This is a genomic window from Flagellimonas iocasae (genome assembly GCF_042682725.1).
In the GTDB taxonomy this organism is placed as follows: Bacteria; Bacteroidota; Bacteroidia; order Flavobacteriales; family Flavobacteriaceae; genus Flagellimonas; species Flagellimonas iocasae.
This window is the reverse complement of the sequence record NZ_JBHUHU010000005.1, coordinates 417,628-441,438: the sequence shown is the minus strand read 5'-3', so window position 1 is coordinate 441,438 and position 23,811 is coordinate 417,628. Positions and strand designations below refer to the sequence as shown.

The 23,811-nt window shown below is 43.2% G+C and carries 18 protein-coding genes; 16 read left to right on the top strand and 2 right to left on the bottom strand.

Annotated features, from left to right (window positions below; genetic code table 11):
• Window position 1 precedes the first annotated feature (1 nt).
• The 11 genes from ACFSJE_RS16015 to ACFSJE_RS15965 all read left to right on the top strand — a co-directional run bounded on the left by ACFSJE_RS16015 (window position 2) and on the right by ACFSJE_RS15965 (window position 9,896).
• Window positions 2-541, top strand: a complete 540-nt coding sequence (locus tag ACFSJE_RS16015; RefSeq protein WP_379831874.1) for a hypothetical protein — start codon at window positions 2-4, stop codon at window positions 539-541.
• Window positions 538-1,200, top strand: a complete 663-nt coding sequence (locus ACFSJE_RS16010; protein ID WP_379831873.1) for a P-loop NTPase family protein — start codon at window positions 538-540, stop codon at window positions 1,198-1,200. Before ACFSJE_RS16015 ends, ACFSJE_RS16010 begins: the two co-directional genes overlap by 4 nt.
• A 187-nt stretch (window positions 1,201-1,387) precedes the next feature.
• Window positions 1,388-2,878, top strand: coding sequence for a Fic family protein (locus ACFSJE_RS16005; RefSeq protein WP_379831872.1), 1,491 nt, complete (start codon window positions 1,388-1,390; stop codon window positions 2,876-2,878).
• A gap of 272 nt (window positions 2,879-3,150) precedes the next feature.
• Window positions 3,151-3,438 carry a hypothetical protein gene (locus tag ACFSJE_RS16000; protein ID WP_379831871.1) on the top strand — a complete coding sequence of 96 codons (288 nt, stop codon included), beginning with the start codon at window positions 3,151-3,153 and terminating at the stop codon, window positions 3,436-3,438.
• Window positions 3,438-3,722 carry a hypothetical protein gene (locus ACFSJE_RS15995; RefSeq protein WP_379831870.1) on the top strand — a complete coding sequence of 95 codons (285 nt, stop codon included), beginning with the start codon at window positions 3,438-3,440 and terminating at the stop codon, window positions 3,720-3,722. Before ACFSJE_RS16000 ends, ACFSJE_RS15995 begins: the two co-directional genes overlap by 1 nt.
• Complete coding sequence (locus ACFSJE_RS15990) at window positions 3,709-6,111, top strand: TraG family conjugative transposon ATPase (RefSeq protein ID WP_379831869.1); 2,403 nt, start codon at window positions 3,709-3,711, stop codon at window positions 6,109-6,111. Before ACFSJE_RS15995 ends, ACFSJE_RS15990 begins: the two co-directional genes overlap by 14 nt.
• Window positions 6,112-6,115: 4 nt before the next feature.
• Window positions 6,116-6,733 carry a coiled-coil domain-containing protein gene (locus ACFSJE_RS15985; RefSeq protein WP_379831868.1) on the top strand — a complete coding sequence of 206 codons (618 nt, stop codon included), beginning with the start codon at window positions 6,116-6,118 and terminating at the stop codon, window positions 6,731-6,733.
• Complete coding sequence (locus tag ACFSJE_RS15980; RefSeq protein ID WP_379831867.1) at window positions 6,733-7,572, top strand: hypothetical protein; 840 nt, start codon at window positions 6,733-6,735, stop codon at window positions 7,570-7,572. Before ACFSJE_RS15985 ends, ACFSJE_RS15980 begins: the two co-directional genes overlap by 1 nt.
• An 11-nt stretch (window positions 7,573-7,583) precedes the next feature.
• A complete protein-coding gene (locus tag ACFSJE_RS15975; protein ID WP_379831866.1) occupies window positions 7,584-8,210 on the top strand; it encodes a conjugal transfer protein TraK in 627 nt (208 codons plus the stop codon).
• Complete coding sequence (gene traM / locus ACFSJE_RS15970; RefSeq protein ID WP_379831865.1) at window positions 8,191-9,102, top strand: conjugative transposon protein TraM; 912 nt, start codon at window positions 8,191-8,193, stop codon at window positions 9,100-9,102. The genes ACFSJE_RS15975 and traM overlap by 20 nt, the downstream gene beginning before the upstream one ends.
• Before the next feature lie 2 nt (window positions 9,103-9,104).
• Window positions 9,105-9,896: a DUF4138 domain-containing protein gene (locus ACFSJE_RS15965; protein WP_379831864.1), complete on the top strand. Its 792-nt coding sequence runs from the start codon at window positions 9,105-9,107 to the stop codon at window positions 9,894-9,896.
• Window positions 9,897-10,215: 319 nt separating this feature from the next.
• Here the strand turns inward: ACFSJE_RS15965 and ACFSJE_RS15960 are convergent, their stop codons facing one another.
• Both ACFSJE_RS15960 and ACFSJE_RS15955 read right to left on the bottom strand, forming a co-directional pair.
• Complete coding sequence (locus ACFSJE_RS15960; protein WP_379831863.1) at window positions 10,216-11,643, bottom strand: sulfatase-like hydrolase/transferase; 1,428 nt, start codon at window positions 11,641-11,643, stop codon at window positions 10,216-10,218.
• A 1,447-nt stretch (window positions 11,644-13,090) separates the two neighbouring features.
• The gene (locus ACFSJE_RS15955) at window positions 13,091-13,876 is read right to left on the bottom strand and encodes a PIG-L deacetylase family protein (protein ID WP_379831862.1); all 786 of its coding nucleotides are present in this window, start codon (window positions 13,874-13,876) and stop codon (window positions 13,091-13,093) included.
• A gap of 284 nt (window positions 13,877-14,160) precedes the next feature.
• Between ACFSJE_RS15955 and ACFSJE_RS15950 the strand changes: the two genes are divergently transcribed.
• The 5 genes from ACFSJE_RS15950 (at window position 14,161) to ACFSJE_RS15930 (ending at window position 23,803) form a co-directional block, all read left to right on the top strand.
• Window positions 14,161-16,185 carry an alpha-amylase family glycosyl hydrolase gene (locus tag ACFSJE_RS15950; protein ID WP_379831861.1) on the top strand — a complete coding sequence of 675 codons (2,025 nt, stop codon included), beginning with the start codon at window positions 14,161-14,163 and terminating at the stop codon, window positions 16,183-16,185.
• Between the two features lie 277 nt (window positions 16,186-16,462).
• The gene (locus tag ACFSJE_RS15945) at window positions 16,463-19,483 is read left to right on the top strand and encodes a SusC/RagA family TonB-linked outer membrane protein (RefSeq protein WP_067034062.1); all 3,021 of its coding nucleotides are present in this window, start codon (window positions 16,463-16,465) and stop codon (window positions 19,481-19,483) included.
• A 74-nt stretch (window positions 19,484-19,557) separates the two neighbouring features.
• The gene (locus tag ACFSJE_RS15940; protein ID WP_379831860.1) at window positions 19,558-21,111 is read left to right on the top strand and encodes a RagB/SusD family nutrient uptake outer membrane protein; all 1,554 of its coding nucleotides are present in this window, start codon (window positions 19,558-19,560) and stop codon (window positions 21,109-21,111) included.
• 59 nt (window positions 21,112-21,170) lie between these two features.
• Entirely contained in the window at window positions 21,171-22,091 is a 921-nt protein-coding gene (locus ACFSJE_RS15935; RefSeq protein ID WP_067034068.1) for a sugar phosphate isomerase/epimerase family protein, read from the top strand.
• A complete protein-coding gene (locus ACFSJE_RS15930; RefSeq protein WP_379831859.1) occupies window positions 22,088-23,803 on the top strand; it encodes a GMC oxidoreductase in 1,716 nt (571 codons plus the stop codon). The genes ACFSJE_RS15935 and ACFSJE_RS15930 overlap by 4 nt, the downstream gene beginning before the upstream one ends.
• The last annotated feature ends 8 nt before the right edge of the window (window positions 23,804-23,811 follow it).

The window sequence follows — 23,811 nt, the reverse complement described above, 5'->3', positions numbered from 1 at the left end:
TTTGGAGGAAATCAATTATATCAGACATTTGAACGGGGTCTTTGGCCAGTTTGCCAAGGATGGCCGTTTGAACCCGACCCATATCAGCCTCTATATGGCCCTCTTCCAACTATGGAACTACAAACTGTTCCGGGAATCCTTCCATGTGGATAGGGAAGAAGCCATGGATATGGCAAAAATCGGCTCCAAGTCCACCTATCACCGCTGTATCAAGGAGCTATCCCATTGGAGCTATATCCTATATGCCCCATCCCATAACCCCTACAAGGGAAGCAAGATCAAGATGTTCAATTTTGGGACAAGTGATGGACAAGCACCGTACCCGGACCATCCCAAAAATGGGACAAGCAATGGACAAGCGTTGGTACCTAACAACAAACCTTTACAAACCCCAGAAAACAATAAAACCGATTTCAAACAGAAAAAAAATAAAAAAGTAAAATTGAGCGACCCTAAAAAAGGGGCCAAAGTGGATGGCACTTCCCCAAATGGGGACAACCTTAGGACAAGTGGGGATAAAGATTACAATGAACCGCTTTGAAGTACAGTGCGCCACATATCATCACAGAGGGAAGTTTTCGATATGAGTTGGGGACTTTGAAGGGCCGTGAAATCCAATATGATTTTGAAAAGATCTTGGCCTATCTCGATGCCAAGGGTAAACTGATGTTCGGTAAAAAGTTCAAGATCTATCGTGAGGATCGCGAAGTGCTTTACAAGCTCAGTCTTTATTTTATCCGGGACAAGGATAGGTGCGAACAATTGGGCATAGATGTGGACAAGGGATTACTGCTATCGGGCCCGGTGGGTTGCGGTAAAACCAGTCTGATGAAACTATTGAAGCTTATGGTACCGCATCGGAAACCCTATGTGGTCATCCCTTGCCGGAACATTGTATTTGGCTTTAACCACATCGGCTTTAAAATTATTGGGGATTATGGGGATTCCCAATTCTACTGTTTTGATGATCTAGGGGTGGAGCCGGAAGGTATATATTTTGGGAAGGCGTGCAATGTCATGGGTGAAATCCTGCTGTCACGTTATGAACTGTTCAAGAACAACAGGATAAGGACCCATGCCACGACAAATCTCAATGCCAATGAATTGGAACAGCATTATGGGAACAGGGTGCGTTCGCGGATGCGTGAACTCTTTAACTTGGTAGGTTTTGATAAACATAGTAAGGACAAAAGACAGTAGCATCCATTTTTTGATTTATACTAGAAAAAAATCTCCACACAGTATATTGTAATAGAAAAAAATACTCTATTTGTCTATTTTTCTCTGTCATAATGGAAAATATTCATTATTTATAATAGAAAATAATCTCTGAAAAATAATTTATAATGGAATAAAATCTCTATTTTTGTTGTTCATACCCATTATAATGGAAAAAAATATCCCAATCCACTTACAAGAAATTATATTTTCTTCCAGTGATAAGGCCCTGAGCAAGCAAATATCAAAATTGGAAAAGGAAGGTATCATTCGAAAGATAGCTCCTCGTATCTATACCTCCAATTTTGAACAGAGTGCTGAGGAACTCATACGAAAACATATTTTCACCATATTGGGTCATCAATATCCCGATGCGGTTTTAAGCCATAGATCGGCTTTGGAGTTCGAACCTACTGCCATCGGACATTTATTTGTCACCTACACCTACACCAAGAACATCAAATTGCCCGGAATCACTATTCGGTTCTTGGAGGGGAAAGGACCAATCGAGGGGGATACCAGATCATTTGGAAACCTATATGTATCCCAGCAGGAAAGGGCTTTTTTGGAAAACTTGCAAGTGTCAAGAAGGCCTGGTCCCCAATCCAAAACCTTGCCACTTCCTGAACTTGAGGAAAAGTTGGAGCAAATAGTGCGGGTCAAAGGGGAAAAGGGACTCAATGAAATCAGGGATCGTGCCAAGACCATCTCAGAGGAATTGGACATGCCAAATGAGTTTAAAAAATTAAATGCCCTGATCAGCGCATTGTTGACCACAAAACCCTCAAAAATATTAAGCTCTCCAGTGGCCTTGGCCCGGGCATTTGGGATTCCCTATGACCCGGCCAGACTGGAACTTTTTGAAAAGCTCTTTCGTTATTTAAAACAGGTGGGACATAAAGAGATTCCGGAAAACAATGGGTCCACAAGGGCGTTTAAAAACTTTGCCTTTTATGAGGCCTATTTTTCAAATTACATAGAGGGTACCGTTTTTGAATTGGAAGAGGCCAAGAACATTATTAAGAGCGGTTTGCCATTGGCCACAAGGGATGAAGATTCACATGATGTGCTGGGAACCTATCAAATCGTTAGTAACAAAAAGGAAATGGCAAAGGTTCCTTCGTCCCCGGAAGAGATGATCGATATGCTGCAATATAGGCATAGGATTCTCCTTAGTGCAAGAGCATCAAAAAAACCAGGGGATTTTAAGGACAAGAACAACAAAGCAGGCCAGACCCATTTTGTGGACTTCAATTTGGTCAAGGGAACTTTGATCAAAGGATTTGAATATTTGAATCTCTTGAAAGATGCTTTTTCAAGGGCCGCCTATATCATGTTCATGATCAGTGAGGTTCATCCATTTTTAGATGGAAATGGTCGAATTGCAAGGGTTATGATGAATGCTGAATTGGTAAGTCAAAATCAAAGTAGAATCATCATCCCAACCGTGTACAGGGAAGATTATTTAGGGGCCTTAAGGCTAATGACCAGACAACAGAACCCAAAGACCTATGTAAATATGTTGAAAAGGGCGCAAGAATTCAGTGCTTCCATAAGGGCCGAGAATATGGATGATGTGGAGGCCTATCTGGAAACCTGTAACGCTTTTAGTGATGATGAAGGTGTGGTGCTCCAATTCAATGCTCCCCCAGATACGTAAAAGTTGACCGAGTTCCTGTCCATTTCAAATCTTGTTCGCTGTGGTCAGACCCCTAAAATGACTTTTTTTCGTTCTGGAAAATTCTGTAAGTTCCTCGTTATGAACAGGACGTCTTTGATTTTTCATATGTATTGATGGCGATTGCTTGCAAGTACCTTTCTCTGTCCTTAAATTTTATTTTATTCACAAATGATTGATTATCAATTATTTGATTGTGTTTTTCTATTAATTTTCACATATCAAAAATCGTCCAATTCCAAAACGTTTGCGATATGCGAAAATCCTTTTTAACTACCCTTTTGTTTCTTTTTACTTCGAGTGCACTTTTGGCCCAAATCGGTGGTATCGAAGATTCGGTCAATGATATTTCGGATACCATCCGGGCCATCTTCCCTATCATTTTAGGGGTCATCTTCTTGGTGGGCTTCCTGTTCAATGCCGGTCATTTTTTTGGCGAGAACGCAGACTTAAAAAAGGGGATCACACGTGTCCTGGTCTTTGTCTTGATTGCCGGGGCCGTTGTGGGCATCTTTACCTATCTGATAGGAATCGTGGTCTGATGAAACGTTACAAGGTCTATAGAAATATTCGAATGAGGGCCATGGTCATGGGCCTGCCCATTACCCTTTTTGCCCTGATGATGGTCTCCGTGATATGCTCCCTATTGATTGTCATATTCACATTTCATTTTGGTGTCATCGCGGGCCTGCTGTTGTTCAATGTCCTACTTTATGGGGCATTGGGCCAGTGGGTCAAAAGACCTTTTCAGATTACCGCTGGGAAGACATTTCCTGATATGATCAGCAACAAACGCTTAAGTCCCTTGTCCCATGTCCAGTATTGAGTTAAACACACATCATCCTATACTGGATATCCAGAACCATGTGGTCTTTGCCAATAATGGTAATGTGGTGCTGTGTTATGAAGTGGACCTTCCGGAGGTCTATTCCCTTTCAGAGCAGGATTTTGAGGAAATACACGGTATTTGGTTCCAAGCCTTCAAGGCCTTGCCCACCAGTACGGTCATCCATAGACAGGATATCTACCGACAGGCCCACTTTTCAGGAGAGGGACTGCCCAAATCCACGTTTTTGGCCAAAGCGACCCATGATTATTTCATGGACAGGGGGTATCTGGCCCACCGTAGCCATCTCTTTTTTGTGCTTCCCTTGGACAAGACCTTGAACGCTGCCAAATATGTCAATCCCTTTCGAAAGATGGAAAAGGGGTACCACCGGAAATTGGATGTGCAGGTGGCCGATTTCATTACGGCGGTCCATGACTCGGTAAGCTATATCAACAATTCCAAATGGATTACGGTAAACCCGATGACAGAAAAAGGAATCTTGGAGCATGCGCACGATTACTTCAATGGGTATAATTCGGATGTGGATACGGATATCGTATTGAATACTAAAGGCATTGAAATCGGGGACCATTATTTTGATGTGCTGGCCGTCAACAACGAGCTGTGTTTTGGCGGGGAGGTGCAGAGCAGTAGGCCCAATAATAGGTTTGCCTCGGACGATTTTGTTTTTCACCAAGGTTTTTTGGATGGGCTCGGTTTGGATTTAAAGGAGAACCACATTGTCAACCATATACTGTACCTCGAGGACAACCATAAATGGCGAAAGGTTCTCGATAAGAAAATGGAAGAGCTTTCCAAGAGCTCCAATTTTGGGACACAGAACCGGGTAGTCCGTAAAAAGATCCAAAAGATTGTGGACCAGATCAATTCGGACGATAATTCCCGTTTGGTCAGGGGACACTTGAACGTGGTGTTTTGGCATCAAGAGAAGGAAGGGTTAAAACGAATCGCTTCCAAGATAAAGGCAGAATTCAAGGAATTGGATACTCGACCTTATGCCCCTAGTGGGGAGGAACGCAAACATTATTTCTTGAACTCATATCCCTGCCATGCCATCCATTTTTCCAACGGAGATCTCTATGTCACCGATCTCAAACATGCCCTATGCATGGCCATCAATAACACCAATTATCGTTCGGACCTTGAAGGCATTCTTTTCAATGACCGACAGTACGATATTCCTGTGCTCAAAGATGTATGGGATGAGGGGAAGCAACGTATCAAGGCACGTAACTTTGCGATTTTTGCCCCGACAGGGGAAGGCAAATCATTTCTGGCCAACAATATCCTTCGGCAATACTTCGAGGCCGAGGTTCGGCTGGTCATCATTGATCTCGGGGGTTCCTATACCAAGTATTCCAAACTGTATCCGGAGGACCATGTGATCCTTCGATATGAACAGGGGAAAAATCTGGGCATCAATCCCTTTTATATTTCAAGTGATTCCGACCTGACCCCGGAGCGATTGGAGGACCTTGCACTGTTCCTTATGGAACTCATGGCCGAGGATAAGGCATCCAAATCGAAACAGGTGGCCATCAAAAAGGTATTGTTGTATTATTACAAAAAGGTCAGGACCGACCATTCCCTCACTTCCCTGTACCAATTTGTTGATGCCCGCAAGGATACATTGATAGAAGAAACCCAGGTCCGTGAAGCGGATTTCAGCGTCTATGCCTTTTTGCACATCCTTTCGGAATATGTGGAAGGTGGGTTGTACAGTTTCTTGTTCAATGTTGGCGCCGATCAGACCTATAAGATTGAGGACAAACGTCTGATCGTTTTTGAACTGGACGAGGTGCGGGACAACAAGGAAATCCTATCGGTCATGCTCAAGCTGATCAAGTCGGCCATACAACGGACCATTTGGCGAAATCGTTCCGAGCGGGGCATCATTCTTTTTGATGAGTTTGCCAAACAGTTGAAGTTTCCCAATGTACTGGAGAGTGTGGAATTTTATTACCAGGCCATACGGAAACAAAACGGGGCCATTGGCATTGTGCTCCAATCCATCAATCAATTGCCGGAAAATGCCACCGCAGCCAGCATATTGGAGAATACACAGGTCATTTATAGCCTTCACAATGAAAAGGGGTATAATGACTTGGGGAAAAGACTCAACCTTTCCGATCACGACCTGAACCAACTTCGATCTATACGGAACAATTTAACGGGAGAAAGGAAATACACCGAAATCTTTATCAAGATCGGGAAGGAGAGCAATGTCTTCCGATTGGAAGTGCCACCTGAAGTATATGCCGCCTATCTGACCGATGGTTTGGAAAATGGACAGATCATGGAACTCTTTGAACAGTATGGAGATATGGAAAAGGCGATTACGGAATTTGTTAATCAAAAAAAATAATGATATGAAAATACTATTGAAAAAAGACATAAAGCCAACACATTGGACGAATCCCAAGATTTTTATATTTATTCTGATCTTGGTTGTTTCCTTGCCTGGCCGTGCTACGGCCCAAGGGATGCCGGTGTATGACAATACGAACTTCATCAGTATGACCAAGTCCCTGTTGGAATCGGCCAAACAGACCACGGAACTCTTGAAGACCGTGGAGTTCTTGAAGGAGCAGAAGGACAATATTGTCAAGGTCAACAATACCATTAAGCAATTAAAGGCAGTTAAGGAATTGGCAAGGAACAATGAGATTTTGTTCCGTACCGTTCAGACAGAACTCAGGGACATTCTGAATTCACCATATATAAAAGCCAGTGAAGTGGAGCAGGTGTCCCGTTCCTTCGAGCAGATCATGGATACGGCCATTGATGATCTGGACTTTGTGAACCAGATACTCTCCAGTGACTTTTTGAAAATGACCGATGCCGAACGTACGACCATCTTGATGGAAAAGAAAAGAAGGTCACAGGAAATGGTGGCCGAGCTGGAAGTAAAGACCCGACGCTATCGGGAAATCATCTCCTTCCGTCGGATGCAGGATATCATCAATAACCGGGAAATCGAATACTGATGGCAGGGTTCTTTTTGGGCATCGGATTGGAATATGTGGATGCGGTCTTCCAGACCATCAAGGACAGTGATTTTTCGCAATACACCATCGTGGGGATGAAGACCTTGGCCGTGCTGTTCTTTTTGATCAACGTGCTGAAAAAATACAATGAGGGCATTGCCTCCACCGATGGACATACCTGGGGCCTTACGCCAACGGAATTGGCCAAGAATTTCTTGGTGCTACTTTTGGTCATCTTTTCAACGGAAATATTGGGGGTGTTTGATGGCATCTTAGTGGCCATTGAGGCCCAATACCGGGACACGGCTCCGGCACTCCTCCCATTACAGCTTCAGGATGTGGACCTGGAACGGGATGTGGGTGCCATGGAAGCCGCCAAAAAGGCCATGGCCCTTTTGTACGAGGCCTTGGTCACCCCAATGTATGGATTGAAGATACTGGCTTTTATCCTTGGGGTCATCCTTTGGTTAATGGATCTTTTCATTTACCCTTTGTTCTTAGCGGAACGGTATTTCCTGTTGGGGATCCTACAGGCCTTTTTTCCCTTGGTGATCAGCTTGGCCGTATTTGAAAAGTTTCGTTCGCTGGCCTATAACTATTTCAAGCTCTATGCAGGGGTCTATATGTTGGTTCCGGCCTTTTTCTTGGTCAATGTGTTTGTCAACAATCTCTATACGGAGATCAGTACCAATTTTTGGGACAACCTGTTCGGTTTTGATTGGGGGAGCGAATTCTTTGCTCCGATCATTGAACTCGGGACCGTTGGCTTTATCGTTTTTCTCAAGTTCAAGCTCTATCGACGGGCCACAAGTTTCACCCTTAGATTGTTCACAGGATAATTTGCATTTTTATGAAAACACCTTTTAAAAACATACAACAACAATTGCGATTGAACCGATGGGTGGTGCTTTCCGTGGTCATCGTTTCGGGTATGGTTTGTTTGGTCGCAACCCTATTGATGTACAAAACCCATAGAGAGAGCTTGGATCATGCCTTTGTGGTCAATGGGGAAGGTGAGGTCATTCCTTTGACCTGGATGGAGCAACGGAAAAACCTCGAAGTGGAGGCCTTGGCCCATTTGGAAAAGTTCCACAGGTGGTTCTATGGGGTCGATGCGGGAAGTTATGAACGCAACATGGAAAGAGCCCTATGGTTGGGCAATGCGACCGTTGCCGAGGTCTTCCAACAAAAGAAGGCAGATGGGTTCTATAATCGATTGTTGCAGTATTCCCTGGTCCAAAAAGTGGACCGCATCGATACCAAGATCGAGGTGGGAAAGGAATCCATGGGTTTCCGGACCCGGACTATCCTCAAAATCCATAGAGGTTCCGTTATGGATACCTATGAACTGGTCACCTCTGGCCACCTTATGCAGGTCGAACGGAACTTCCCACATAATCCCCATGGGCTATTGATCACTGATTTTTTTGAAAACTCACTCCGTAAAGTTGAAAACAATGAAAACACAGAAGAATAAGATTGTATTTGTCCTTGTGATGGTCTGCGTGGTACTGTTCATTACGGTATATGCTTTAGTCACTTTTGGAAAGGACAAGAAAACCGAATTAAACCCGGACCGAATCCCTATGCCCGATCTGGATGGGAACACCGTGGAATACGAATCCAGGATGGATGCCCTGGATGCTATTACGAAAGAACGGGAGGTAACGCCTCCCCAGTTGTACCCCGACCATATGGTGGATGATAAGGGGTACTTCAACCCGGATTATATGGAATATGAAAAGCAGCGTATTATTGATAGCGTATACCAATCCAAGCGTTTTGTCAATAATGCTCGCCGATTGCAAATAGTAGATGAGCCTGTATCAAAGTATAGCGAACCTGAAGAGCAAAAAGAGAATATAGAGGAGTTGAAAAAACCGGTGTCCCCACAAGAATTTGCGTTGAACCACCAACTGTTTTTTAGCTCCAAGCCGGTACTTTCCAAGGATGTTGACGATATGAAATTGTTGGCCTATGTGGATGGGGACCAGACTCTCAGGGAAGGCCATCGATTGGCCATGCGTTTGGAAGAGGCCGTTAAGATTGGTGGAACAATCCTGTCGCGGGGCACACGGGTATATGGTTTTGCCAAGCTAAGGCCCAATCGAGTTATGGTGGAAATTGACCAAGTCGGGGATTTTCATATGAAGTTCCAGGTCCATGACCTTCAGGATAGGGAGGCGGGAATCTATGTGGAGAACCACCTGAAGGGAGAAATCGTTCAGACCAGTGTGGATGAGACCCTTTCCGAGGTGAACCTTCCTGGTCTGCCACAGTTCAGAGGTATCAAACACATCTTTCAGCGGGACCGTCGGGCCATTAAGGTACAGGTGCCGGATAAATATCAAATCATTTTAAAACAGTAGTTATGAACGTAAATATATGGATAGCCTTTACCGCTTCATTAGTTTCCTTGAATGTTGTATGGGGCCAACGGAGCTTGGACACGATTTATACCAATGCATCCAAGAATGTGGCTATGTTCTTTCCAAGTCCGATACACCAAGCCATTGTGGGCAGTGAGGATTTTGTCTTTTCCTATGATAGGGAAGAGGCGGGCTATTTTGGATTGTTGCAAGGGGTGGAAGGTGTTGAAAGCAATCTCTTGGTAATCACTTCGGACCATAAGGTATATGCCTATATCCTGAAATATGCCAAAGAGCTTACCCAATTGAACCATTTTGTACGAGAAAGGGATGGCATTGGGAAGATTGGACCTGCAAGGGAATTACAAATGAAAGAAGACTCCATGGTTGTTGAAGCATCCCAATATGATAGGTTCTGTAGGTTGTTGCTTTATGGAAAACCAAAGAACATGGTGACCAAACGTAAAAGGGGTGTCCGACTTCGGTTGGAGGATATAGTCTATGACGGGAGGGAAGTGTACCTGATTTTTGGGATACGGAACCGATCGGGCATTGATTTTGAAGTGGACCGTCTGGAGGTTCTTCGGGTCAATGGTAATGCAAAGCGAAGAGCATCCTATCAGGAGATTCCCTTGGAACCCATCCATGGGTGCGGTATCCCGGTTGTGGTCAAGGATGGGGACATGGTTCACTTTGTCTATGTGCTGCCCAAGTTTGTACTGGGGGATAAGGAACGTTTGAAGTTGGTCCTGGAGGAATTGCACGGGGGTAGGCGTATGGAGTTGAGGTATTAGCTTTTTGGAAAATGTAAAAGGGATCTAAAAGATGAACTGTCCTTGGTCTGTTGGATGTGAGTGTCTTGTGGCCAATGGGTCTACTCTGCAGGTTGGAATCTGGGGGCAGTCAATTATTTTTTTGCATGAATTGATTGTAGATCATGGATGGAAGTACACATTATTTACCCTTGTATTCAGTTCAGGTTTAAATTTTACCTGTTTATGGTTTTGTGAAAGGCCCCTTTCGAATCCCGAAATGAAAGATTGCAGTCCTAAATTATATCATCAGGAAGGCAAAATCCAGCCTACATAGGAAAAAAAGAAGTAGTTTAAATCGTTAAAGATTGTTGTCCAAGTACAGGGTCTTATCAATTTGGTGTGGATAGTTGTTGAACCAATCCAATAGCTCACTTTTTAGTTCCTTTGTCTTTTCGGGATTTTTATTGGCAAGGTTGTTTTGCTCTCCTTCATCCTTGACAATGTTATATAATTGGATGTTACTTCCATCCACATTCATCAAGAGTTTGAACGCGCCTTTTCTGATGACCAGGTCCGGGTTGTCAATACCGTTGTAACCGGGCCTGTCCGGTGGACGGATCCAAAATAGGGGCTTATTTCTGGACAACTCTTTATTGCCCAAAATGGCGCCACTTATATCGACACCATCATAATCGACACCCGTTTCCAAATCTGCACCTGCCACATCCATAAAAAATAATGGTAGATCAATGGCGGCCACAACGGTTTTTTCGTTAATTGCACCTTGGGGAATCTTACCCGGCCACCATGCAATAAAGGGTTCTCTGAATCCTCCCTCATATGTCCATACCTTGGTGCCCCTGAGATGTGCTGCCTGGTTGACCTCCCCATCCGGTCCATTATCACTGGTGAATATGATTAAGGTATTGGAGGCCAACTCCGGGTCTTCCCTAATGTAATCGAACAATCGGCCCATTTGCCTGTCCATTTCCTGCATGACACCCAAAAACCTTGCCGTTGTGCTCAAATCCCCTCTCAGTTCCTTTGGAGGTTCCAAGGGGGTGTGAATGTCATCCGGCCATAGATTGATGTAAAAAGGCTTTTCCTTTGCTTGCGAATTCTTAATAGCCTGTATTGTTCGGTCCACAAAGACTTTGGTGAAGTTTTCCCGTTTTTCCCAGTGCACTTCCCCTCTTCCCAATGCAGCGGACTGTCTTTCCAAATCTCGGGTTCCCCCGGGGTAGTCAAAAGTTTCATAGGTGGCAAGATAGCGTTCGCCCAGGCCCTCGAACTGAGTTACGGATTCATCAAAACCGTATTCCGTTATCAAAGGGACGTCTGAAATATCCCTTCCACCCCCCATGTGCCATTTTCCAATATGGGCGGTGTAGTATCCCACACCCTGAAGTTGTCTTGCCACGGAAGGGGCCTCCAAATCGAGATAGTGTTTCATGCCCCTTTCGGTATTTCTCTTTCTATTGTCAATGTACGACGTTATGCCCCAGCGAGAAGGATATTGGCCGGTAAGGACGGCTACCCTTGATGGCGAACAGATCGGGGAATTGGCATAGAACTGCTTTATCCGTAAACCTTCATTTGCGAGATGGTCGATGTTTGGGGAAACAACTTCATCATTGCCATAAATACCCAGGTCACCGTAACCCATGTCATCAATGAACACGAACAGAATATTTGGTTTTGTATATTTTTCCCCTTTAGTGGAATTACCGCATCCTACCAAAGAGATGCCAAGCAAGAATTGGAATAGTAGGGATAAAGCTCTCATTTATATTTATGTTGGTTGGTCCTTAACTTTTACTGTTGCCCATAAGATAGGACAACTTGGATTTTCCACCGAAATGAACAATAATTTTGTATTTGGTCGGCCATGAAATGAGTCCTGAAAATTTTTCAGAAACAGGTTCAGCCTTTTGGTTGACCGAAGCTTTTGGTGTTTACACGTCACAACTTTTCAGTTGGTCTCGTTTACCGTATTTGTCCATGTCATTTTTTAAACGTTTAAATAAAACTAAGGATTCTGTTGGAACTTATGAAATAAATTACCTTATTAAGTTATGTTGGCCGAACTTGGGATGCTTGGGTGTTCGAGCGGCTTTTGGTACAACATGTTTCCCCTCTTTGTGAGGCTGGGGCATATTACAGTATGTGCCAGTGTCAGTATCAAGGTTTCATATCTTTTGAAGATATTGTCCGTATTCCTTGCATTCTTCCATATTGTACCATGAGTTCAATACTTGATCAAATTACCTTGAAATGGAGTTGGCATCGGAGGGTAAAATGCTTTGCAATACGATTTTGCGGTTGGGTAAGTCCAATATCACCTCGGGGGAATTGGCCCCAATGACTGTCTTTATTTTTTAGGGAGTTGGGACGGCAAGCGGTACATGGTTTCGTTCTTTTTGGTTCAGGTATATTAGCCTTCGAAACTGCACATTTTCTCACATTTTGTTAAGTAATGGATAAAGGATTATTGGACGTGTTTTCTTTATTCATTTGTATGGTTATTGTTGGTTCCTTATTTATTGACCCAGCCTAGGGTCTTCAATGTGCATGATATTATCATGACCATAATTCTAGAGTTGAAATAATTTTAGCACCATAGTCAGATCAACTGCTATCCAGCGCTATCCGGATGTACTAGTGTATTCGGTTGACAATTGAGGTTTTATTGGTTTTTTGGTGGATCAACCACCACAAACCAAATTAAAGGATACACCAAAACGTTGGAAACATTCCAGCCCTATGGATTTTGCAAGGTTTTCCTTCTGAATGGCATTTCAGTCCAGCGATTGAACCTTGTTCCAGGCTGTAATGAAATGGGTTCTCCAAAATTGCCAAAGAATAATTCCCAATTGACTGACTAGACTTTTGGGCCATGCATTTATGTACAAAGTTTTCCGGGATGTCCCGGCTTTACTTCGATGTGGGGTGGGTAAATACACCAATCACGGAAGATTCACGTAAACCCGGCAATCGAGGTGTTCATGTTCTGCCCAGGTTTGTTCAAGGTGAAAATGAAGGATTAAAGCTTTCATTGCTTGAACTGGATGGCAAAAAAAAGAGGGGGAGCACATAAAATAAGTGTCCTTTGGATAGTTGGGGGATGAAGGGCCTGAGATTTTTGCCAATATGCCAACAAATGGAACAGTGTTGTTTAGTGCGGGTAATTGATAACTAAGGAATTTTTCATTCAGCTTTTAAGTTACCGGTGTCTAGTCAAATACGGTGTCCGAATTTTTCTTTGGGCCTTCAAACTTACGCAGATATATGTACCTTACCCCTTTGTACCATTCCCTAAAAAGATCTTCCTTGGTCATCTTTGGATCTATTTGGCTTTTATGACATCTAAAGGATTGGTATGCTTTGTCCATATCTTCATCTGAAAAGGCCACCTTGGTTTTCAAGTATTTTTCCGCAACCCCATAGTAGATTCTTTCTTCAGCATCTTCAATGGCATTGAAGGGTATTCCACAATAGTATAGGGATACCGGTTTTTTCCAATCCTTTGACAAGAACACCTGTGTAACCGAGGCTCCAACCAGTCGGTGGTCCATGTGGTTGGTCCAACCATCGGGCCCCCAAGTGATCAACACATCGGGTTCCACTTCTTCGATAATGCCATTGAGGTCCTCAATAATCCCACGGGCTTGGGATATATGTCCGTCAAATCCCTCGGCGGCCTTTAGCTGGTCATGGTACTTTAGATGGGTCAACTCGGCACCTAAAGTAGCGGCAGAACATTTCAATTCTTCCCTTCTGACAGCCGCTAGTTCTTCATCTTCGATAAAATTGTTGAATTCATTGGAGCCATATCTCCCATCAGTTACCGTCACTAAATGAACCTGGGCACCTTGCCTTGAATATTTGGCGAGTATGGGAGCAATGGTCCCTTCATCATCAGGATGGGAAAAGACCGCTAGCAATACTTTTCCTTCCAACGCTTTTTGACCATGTGCATTGAATTGTAACAGCAACATGGCAATTAGTGGCAATGCCATTCTGAAGGGTTGGCCAAAAAAAATAAAGAGAGTATTTTTTTTCATTACAGTGGTTTTTGAATCTTAATTACTTCATGCAATCTCAAAAAGAGGTTGTTGTATCGCGTGGTTAAATATAATGAATAGAATTCCGGACCAACCAATTCGTTACTGACAATGATAAGTTATAATAAGTATTAAGTGCGAAACGAAAAGTTGAATCGATGAATAGGTGATAGAATTGTGTTGTTATATGTATAACGCCATAGTTTTACCAGGAATTTTTTAATAAAGAAGGTACCATGATGCTCAAGTTAATAATTTTATTCTCAGGCCTTTTTTTTGGGTCGAAGGATACCAGCTCCATTGAGTTGAAAACCCGTGATGCCATTGTCTGGCATCCAAAACAAGAAATAAAGGGCCAGGTACACGGAATAAATCCTAAAGAAATAATCATATATCAAAATGGTAAATACTTCTCGACTGGTGTGGATGACAAGGGGGTATTCAAGTTTGAACTTTGTTTGACCGATAAGGAAACCAAAGTTTGGGCCGAAGTACCAGGGCATCCACCAGTTGTTTCAGATACGGTTCAATATACGTTGGGATATGACCCGATACCCATAGTCAAACCTTATCCTGTTTGGGATGGGGAGAAAATTACTTTGCATGCCGATATTGTGGAAAACCCTTACGGTGAACCGATAAAATTTCATTGGGCGCCCGATTCTTCCAATCCTGCTCTGACTGACTTTTCTTTTGATAAGGATTCGTTGCCTGTGGTTGAAATACCCGCAGAAGTCGGAATGTACCGCTTTAACTTGATCGGCACCACGGAAAATGACTCCATTTTTCTACAGACCTATGTAAAACGTGACAATCAAGGTGTCCATGCATTCAATATGGATGAGGATAGTCCCCAATGGATGGATGATGCCATCCTGTACCAAATCACACCTTATTCCTTTGTTAAGGATGGAACTTTTAATGACATAAGAAAGAAATTACATGAATTAAAGGAGTTTGGAGTGAATACCATTATGATTCAACCCATCTATAGGACATTTAAGGGGTATCAAGGATATGACGTAATTGACTATATGCAGCTCAACCCAAATTTTGGGACAAGGGAAGAATTGCATTCATTGATAAAAAAGGCAAAAAAATTAAAAATCAGGATACTATTTGATCTGGTCATTAACCATAGTTCCATCCACCACCCATATGCCAAGGATTTAGTCAAAAATGGGGATAAATCCCATTATCATGATTTTTATCAGCATGAGGTGAACGATGGAAAACCGTACTCATCCTTATATAATAAGGATGAATTTGGATTTGTCAATTATTTTTGGAAGGATCTGGTGAATTTAAATTATGGCAATGAAGAGGTTCAACGATGGATGCTTGAGGTTTGCAAGTATTGGCTCAATGAATTTGATATCGATGGGTATCGTTTCGATGCCATTTGGGGGGTCAATGCACGAAACCCTTCGTTTGGAAAGAGGTTGAGGACCGAATTGAAGAGCATTAAACCCGACTTTCTTTTTTTGGCTGAAGATAAAGGTTCGTCCCCAGCGGTATATGAACTTGGGTTTGATGCAGCTTATGATTGGACAAAGGACAAGGAATGGGTTTCCCAGTGGTCCTGGGAGTATGAATACGATGAAAGATCAAGTAAAACTATTTTTAACCACCCTAAGGTCCATAAACGGGCAGGGTTGTTGGGAAAGGCCCTTTTCAAATCCGGGGGGAACCCATATCGGAAATTGCATTATCTGGAAAATAACGATTTGCCAAGATTCATTGTCGGCCATGGCCTGGAGCGTACTAAAATGGCCGCAACCCTACTTTTTTCCTTACCGGGAATACCAATGATTTACAACGGGCAAGAAATTGGATTTGAAAACCACCCATATTCAGACAAAGCTATTTTCGCAAAAGAAAAAAGTATTCAAGAGCAATCTAAGCATGGCCTATTTGAGCATTATAAAAAACTGATAAGGCTGCACAAGGCATATCCCGCCCTACGAGGTAATTTGATGGATGAGGTAAGGGTTTTACCAAAAAGTAAAATCACTGCGTTTGTTCGCAAAGAGGGCGGACAAATAATCCTTGTTCTTGTAAATTTGGATGGTCTTTCCCAAACCGCCGCGCTGGATCCGATGAAATCCATTTCCCCGGAAGCCCCGATGGATTCATTGCATTTTAGGGATTTGCTGTCCAATGAAGTTTTTTCTATGGAACCACATTCCCCTAAAGATGACCTGTCAATTCCAATGCAAGGGTATTCTGTTCGCTTACTTTTAATGGAACGCGGTGTGAATTGATCACAGAAACCATTGGCACTCCTATTTTACAAGGCGTTTCAACCTGAATTCCACAATGTCATAACCCTGGGACAAGATTTAATTACTATTAGACAAGAAAAGAAATATGAATCTATAAAAAAGACCCTAGTTTCGATTATTCTCAAAATGAATGCTTTTTTTTAAGGCTTTTCTATTTTTTTAAATACTTATTTATGAAATATTTAAAAAAGGGCCTTCTTAAGAGCTTATTTGTAGGATTGTAGTACACTAAATTTTTTACCAAACAAACTAGCACATGAAATTTAAGATGAACAGAATTAAGAACTACGGGTGGGTTTTTGGGTTGATGCTTTTGGCGCTCAGCCCAAACTCAATTTTGGCCCAGAAACGGGTTACCGGAACAGTAACGGATCAATCAACGGGTGATCTTTTGCCCGGGGTGAATATCGTGGTAAAGGGAACGACCAACGGGGCATTGACGGATTTTGACGGAAATTTCAACATTGAAGTCATAAGTGAAAGTCCCACATTGATTTTTTCTTATGTGGGCTTTATTAGCCAAGAAGTGCCCTTGGGCAACGACACGAATCTTATTGTGGCAATGGAACCAGATATAGCGGCCTTGGAAGAGGTGGTGGTAATTGGTTACGGTACCCAAAATCGGGAGACGGTTACGGGTTCCATTGCCACAATAAAGGCGGATGAATTTAACTCGGGAACGATCAACGACCCACTGACTTTGATTTCAGGTAAAGTGGCGGGACTCTACACGAGCAACCCTACCTCTGATCCAAATGCAACTGCAGATTTCTCAATTCGAGGACCGGCAACAATTGCGGGTAACTCGCAACCCTTAATTGTCATAGATGGTATACCGGGGGGGAGCATGCAGTCCATTGCCCCTGCCGACATTGAATCCATCGATGTGCTCAAGGATGGTTCTGCTGCAGCTATCTATGGTTCCAGGGCAACTGCGGGTGTAATCATTATCACAACAAAAAAAGGCCGAGAGGGTGCCACCAAAATAAACTATGCGACCAATATGACAACCAACTTGGTTGCCAATAGATATGATGTCCTCAATGCCGCACAGTACATTCAGCTTTCCCAGGATGAGGGATTCGCAGTGGATGATGCGGGCTATGATACCAACTGGTTCGATGAGGTGACAAGAACTCCAATAAATACATCCCACACCTTGTCCTTGAGTGGGGGAAGTGGAAAGACCAACTATTATGCCTCCATTAATTACAATACCTTTGAAGGTATCGACAAAGCTTCTGAAAGGGAGTTCTATAATGGGACACTACGGGTCAACACAAAGGCTTTGAACGATAAACTGGATTTTTCCTTTTTACTGAACAATTCGTTCAATGAAAGAAACTTTGCCAATTATGGGGCATTGTCACAATCCCTCAAAATGAATCCAACATATCCGGTAAGGAATCCGGACGGGAGCTTTTACCAAAGACCGGATATTCCTTTTGGATTGCAATGGAACCCAGTGGCAAGCATGGAACACAATTCGAATAACACCAAGGAAAGGACACTTTTGGGAACGATTAAATTGGATTATCATTTTCTGCCAGAACTGACAGGGTCGCTTTCATATTCTTTAAATAAGACTGATATATTGGGGGGCTCTTTTAGCAGTCCTGAAGATTTCTTCCAACAAAGGGAAGGGCAAAATGGTAGTGCCTCAAGAAGTGAAAATAATACTACCAACAATATCGTGGAAACAACAGTGGCTTTTAACAAGGAGCTTGGGGACCATGATTTTAATGTTATCGGTGGATTCTCATACCAGAATACGTTCAATGAGGGATTTAGTGCCGGCAATAATAATTTTAACACAGATGCATTTGAGTACAATAATCTTGGCGCAGGATCGGCCTTGAACAACTTGACACCCAATTTCAATAGAAATGGAGTCTTTATGGGAAGTTATGCCAATGAAAGAACATTGGTGGCATTTTTTGGTCGGATGCTCTATAATTTCCAAAAACGATATTTGGTCAATCTTAGTGTCAGAAGGGAAGGGGCTTCCGTTCTTGGGGCCAACAACAAATGGGGAACGTTTTATGGAATCTCCGGCGGTTGGGTATTAAGTAATGAACCATTTATGGAAAACGCTGGTTTTGTCAAGAATCTGAAATTGAGGGGAGGCTACGGGGTAACCGGAAATCAAGAGAGTCTTTCGCCATATCAGTCATTGGCCACCTTGGGGCCATTCTTTAATGGGACGCAAAACAGTTATTTTGGGGAGCCAGGCAATTCCATGTGGGTACAACCATATGGACCGTTGATCAACCCCAATCCATTATTGCAGTGGGAAACCAAAAAAGAAGTGAACATTGGTATGGATTTTACCTTCTTTAAAAATGGTTGGCTCAGTGGTTCAATTGACTATTACAAAAGAAAAATTGAAAATCTGGTAGGTAACTATAGTGCTCAATTGCCTTCGCAGATATATCCAAATATCTTTGCAAATGCGGGACTGATGGAAAACGAGGGCATGGAACTAGCCCTTGACCTGAAAATATTCCAAAATGACAAATTTCGATGGAACGCCACTTTTACCGGCGCTTATAACAAAAATGAGATTGTTTCCATTACCAGTGAACAATTCAAGGGTACTGCCCAAAACATTACAAGGGTAAGTGAAGGGGTAAGTATCCAGAGACTCGCTTCGGGTCAACCTGTGGCAGCTTTCTATGGAAGGGTTTTTGCCGGATTCAGTGAAGATGGGGATTGGCTGTTCAGGAACAGTGAAGGGGATGCCGTACCGCCAAGTGAAGTGGGGGATGCCGACTTTGCCTATTTGGGGAACAGTATCCCTAAATATAACCTAGGGCTTACCAATAACTTTAAGATCGGTAACTTTGACATGACCATACTGTTGCGAAGTGCCCTTGATTTTAAAGCGGTCAATGGTAAACGAATCTTTCATGAGAATATTTCCTATCTGTCCCGACAGAATCTTTTTGAGTCGGCATTGGACCAAAGGGTCAACAATTCCCCGACCTTTTCCAGTTACTATATAGAGGATGGGGGGTACCTTAAGTTGGATAATGTGACATTGGGGTACAGTCTTCCAATGGAAAATATTGGGTTTATCAGCAATTTGCGGGTCTTCTTGACCGGTTCAAACCTGCTGACCGTCACCAATTTTTCCGGTACAGATCCTGAAATGGGCTTAAATTACTACCCGGCAGACCCGAATGCAGAGGTTTCCGGGGGGCCAAGTGTAGAGTCGTACTATAATTATTATCCCAGAACACGCAATTTCACTTTGGGAATCAATGCAAGCTTTTAATTCAACAAGTGGATAATTCATAATAAGCCATTTATCGATTCAAGAATTGATTTATGTATTTTAAAAATAAAAAGATGAAAAATAACAGATATAAAAATTACGGACCCTTTGTTTTCTTTATGATCATTGCGCTAGTCTTTATGGGCTGCAGTGATTTGGAAGAAGAAGTGTACAGCGAAGAAACAGAAGATAATTTTTTCCAGAATGCCGATCAGGTCATGTCGGCCTATGTTCTGCCATACAGCTTTATGCAGACCCATGTCTATCAAGTACACTTTGCACTGCAAGAGCTTCCCACTGATGAAGTCGTTGCTCCCACTAGAAATGGGTATGAGGATCAGGATGGTCAATGGGTGCGCCTACATAGGCATACTTGGACATCCAGTGATTTGTGGATAAAATTGGAATGGGACAATCTCTTTCAGGCCATAGGCTACAGCAATTATTTTTTGGAAGTCATAAAGGATAAGGATTTTAGTGGAATGGACCTGCCCGTAAGTGTGGAGCAAATGGAAGCGGAGATAAAAATGGTCAGGGCACTCCATTATTATTGGGCCCTGAGTAGTTTTGGGAACATTCCCATTGTTGAGCAAGTCGGTGACCCCAACCCTGAAACAAAGTCCAGCGCAGAGGTCTTTGCATTTATTGAAAAGGAGATCAAAGAAAATATTCCAAAACTTGCTGAAAAAGGAAATTCCGGCTGGTATGGTCGATTCACCAAATCAGCGGCCCAGGCCTTATTGGCCAAACTCTATCTTAATGCCGAGGTCTTTACGGGAACACCCCGATGGGAAGATTGCATAACGGCCTGCAATACCATAATGAATGCTGATTTTACATTGGATGCCACTTGGGATGCGCCATTTATGATCAACAATGAAAATAGTGATGAAAATATATTCGTGGTTCCATTTGATGCCAACAATGCGGCACAGTTTAATTTTGTGCAGCAAAACCTGCATGAGGAGATTCTATTCAATAAATATAATGTCAGTTATTATGGGTGGCACAAGTTTAGCAGTCAAGAATCATTTTTCAATTTATATGGATCAAATGATTTTCGCATAGATCAATGGGTGGTTGGACTACAGTCTTACATCGATGAGAACGGTGATGAACAACCCATTTGGAGTTGGATCGATGGCCAGATGAACATTACTCCTGAGATAACAGCTTTGCAGAGTAACGATACTGGTTGGGAAGAGGGAGCAATGAACATCAAGTACGAGGTTGAAGTTGGAGGATTGGAAAATATGAGCAATGATATGGTCATTTTCCGTTTGGCCGATATCATGTTGATGAAAGCAGAAAGCCTCATGCGTCTCAACTCGGGAATTGCGTCCCAAGAAGCCGTCGAGTTGGTCAATGAGGTAAGGTCCCGAAGCTTTGCCCCTGATGACCCAGAGGCTCAGTACAACACTTCAAACTTGACTCTGGACGAACTATTGGATGAACGTGGACGGGAACTATCATATGAAATGCACCGTAGGGAAGATTTTATTCGTTTTGACAAATACACGGAACCTTGGTGGGAAAAGGCGGAGTCTGAGAAATATAGGGAGTTATACCCTATACCCTTTGATGTAATAACCGCAAACCCTGCTTTGGAACAGAATCCAGGATATTAATATTGGTTATTTTGTGGGGCCTCCAATGTTGAGAGCCTTTGAGCCTAAAGATATAGCAAATGAAAAATAATGGTTATTCACGTCGGAAATTTGTCAAAGCGACCACCTGTTTGGCTGGAACGGCAATGGTAGGAAGTGTTTTTCCCATGGAAGCCTTTGGTGGGAACGGAACCAACGGAAATGTTGTCCTAAGTGGCCACCTTTGGATCTATGCGAGCAGGTTTCCTCCCGATTGGGACTGTACCCCTATTTTGGAACAGGTGTTCGACGATTTCGCATATAGTGGGATGCAAGGAGTGGAAATAATGGAATCGATGCTGAGGCGTCCAGAAAGCATTTCCTATTTGAAGGAGTTGGCGGATAAATATGGAATACCAGTAACGGGCTGTTCGTATTACGGTGATATGTGGGATAGGTCCCAACATGTTGAATTAGTAGAAGATATTGAACTGGTGGTTGAAAATTTGCATAAGCTGAATGCCAAAACCTTTGGTATTACTGTTGGGGACGCCGGTCACAAAAAGACAGAATCAGAACTTGATGCCCAAGCGGATTTGGTCAGGAAAATAATCGCCATTTGTGAAAAGAATGACGTGGAGGCCAACCTGCACAACCATAATTTCGAGGTGGAAAACAACCTTCACGATTTTAAGGGAACCATAGAAAGGGTCCCAGAGATCAAATTGGGCCCTGATGTCAGTTGGCTTGTACGTGCAGGGGTGGATCCTGTGTGGTTTATCCGAACTTATGGGGAGCGTATGGTCTATTTGCATTTAAGGGATCAACATCATGATGGTAAATGGACACGGGCATTGGGCGAGGGAATCACTGATTTCCCTGCTATTGCCCGAGAACTTAAAAAGGTTGGTTTCAAGGGAAGGGCCGCCATAGAATTGGCTGCTGAGGATAATGTTGTAACAGCGGTTAGAGAGGATTGGAAGAAAAGTAGGGATTATGTTCAAAATGTATTTGGCTGGTGATTGAGGAAGTGAATTTGCCCAATATCAATGGTAAAGGGGTTAAAGAAAATACTTTTGATGCCATTGTGATTGGCTCGGGAATTACAGGGGGATGGGCAGCGAAGGAACTTTGCGAAAAGGGATTGAAGACGCTTGTGCTCGAAAGGGGACGAAATGTAGAGCATATCAAAGACTATCCCACCGCAACAAAGCATCCATGGGAATTGCCCCATCGGGGGAAATTGCCGGACAAAGTGATTGAAGAGAACCCAATCGCAAGTAGTTGTTATGCCTTCGATGAATCCACCGAGCATTTTTTTGTCAAAGACCATGAACATCCCTATGAGCAGGTCAAACCATTTCATTGGATACGCGGATATCAGGTCGGTGGAAAATCCTTGATCTGGGAACGTTGGACACAACGATGGAGCGACCTTGACTTTGAAGCCAACGCCAAGGAAGGTGTTGCAGTCGACTGGCCCATACGATACAATGACATCGAGAAATGGTACTCCTATGTCGAGCGTTTTGTGGGAATAAGTGGCAACAAGGACAATATCCCACATTTGCCCGATGGTGAATTTCTTCCCCCAATGGAAATGAATTGTTTGGAAAAGCATTTCAAGGCCCGCATAGAGGAAAATTATCCTGACCGTTGGTTGATTACATCCAGAACTGCAAATTTGACCAAAAGTTTACCGGGAAGGGCGGCTTGCCAGTACAGGGACCGTTGTGCAAGGGGGTGTCCGTTCGGAGCTTATTTCAGCTCCAATTCCGCGACCCTGCCCGCAGCCATGGCAACCAAAAATCTCACCTTGCAAAGCCATGCAGTTGTAGATTCAATCATTTATGACGAGCAATCCCAAAAAGCTAAGGGTGTCCGTGTGATCGATGCGAAGACCAAACGGATGTCAGAGTATTATGCCAATGTCATTTTTGTAAATGCTGGAACCATTAATTCCACTATGATTTTGCTCAACTCAACTTCTCAAAGGTTTCCCAATGGATTGGGCAATGACAGCGGGGCATTGGGTCATTATCTGATGGATCATAACTATCGGGGCACCTTGGGAGGCGTGTATGAAGGATTTCAGGACAGTTATTATTATGGACGAAAGCCGACAGGGGTTTATTTGCCAAGATTCAGAAATGTCGGTGATGATATACAAAACAATTTTCTCCGCGGCTACGCCTTTGCGGCCGGAGGAGGACGAAGAATGGGCAGGGAATCTGACCAAAGGTTCGGTCCTGCTTTCAAGGAATCCTTGACCCAAGCCGGTAAATGGGATCTCTGGATGACAGGAATGGGAGAGTGTCTTCCCTATAAAGAGAACAAAGTCACCCTGTCAAAGGACCATAAGGATGAATGGGGGATGCCACAGGTAAGGATAGATTTTGAATTTAAGGAAAATGAACTAAATATGTTGGATGACCTTTTGGTGTCAGGGGCCGAAATGCTGGAAATCGCTGGATTTAAGGATATTGAGGCCTACGACAACAATCAACCCCCGGGCTTGGGAATCCATGAAATGGGGACCGCCCGTATGGGACGTGACCCCAAGACATCAGTGTTGAACGGAAATAATCAGGTGTGGGGGGCAAAAAATGTCTTTGTCACCGATGGCTCCTGTATGACCTCAAATGCGTGTCAAAATCCGTCATTGACCTATATGGCACTCACAGCAAGGGCAGTTGATTACGCCGTTGGGGAATTAAAAAAGCAGAATTTATAAGTTTTGTC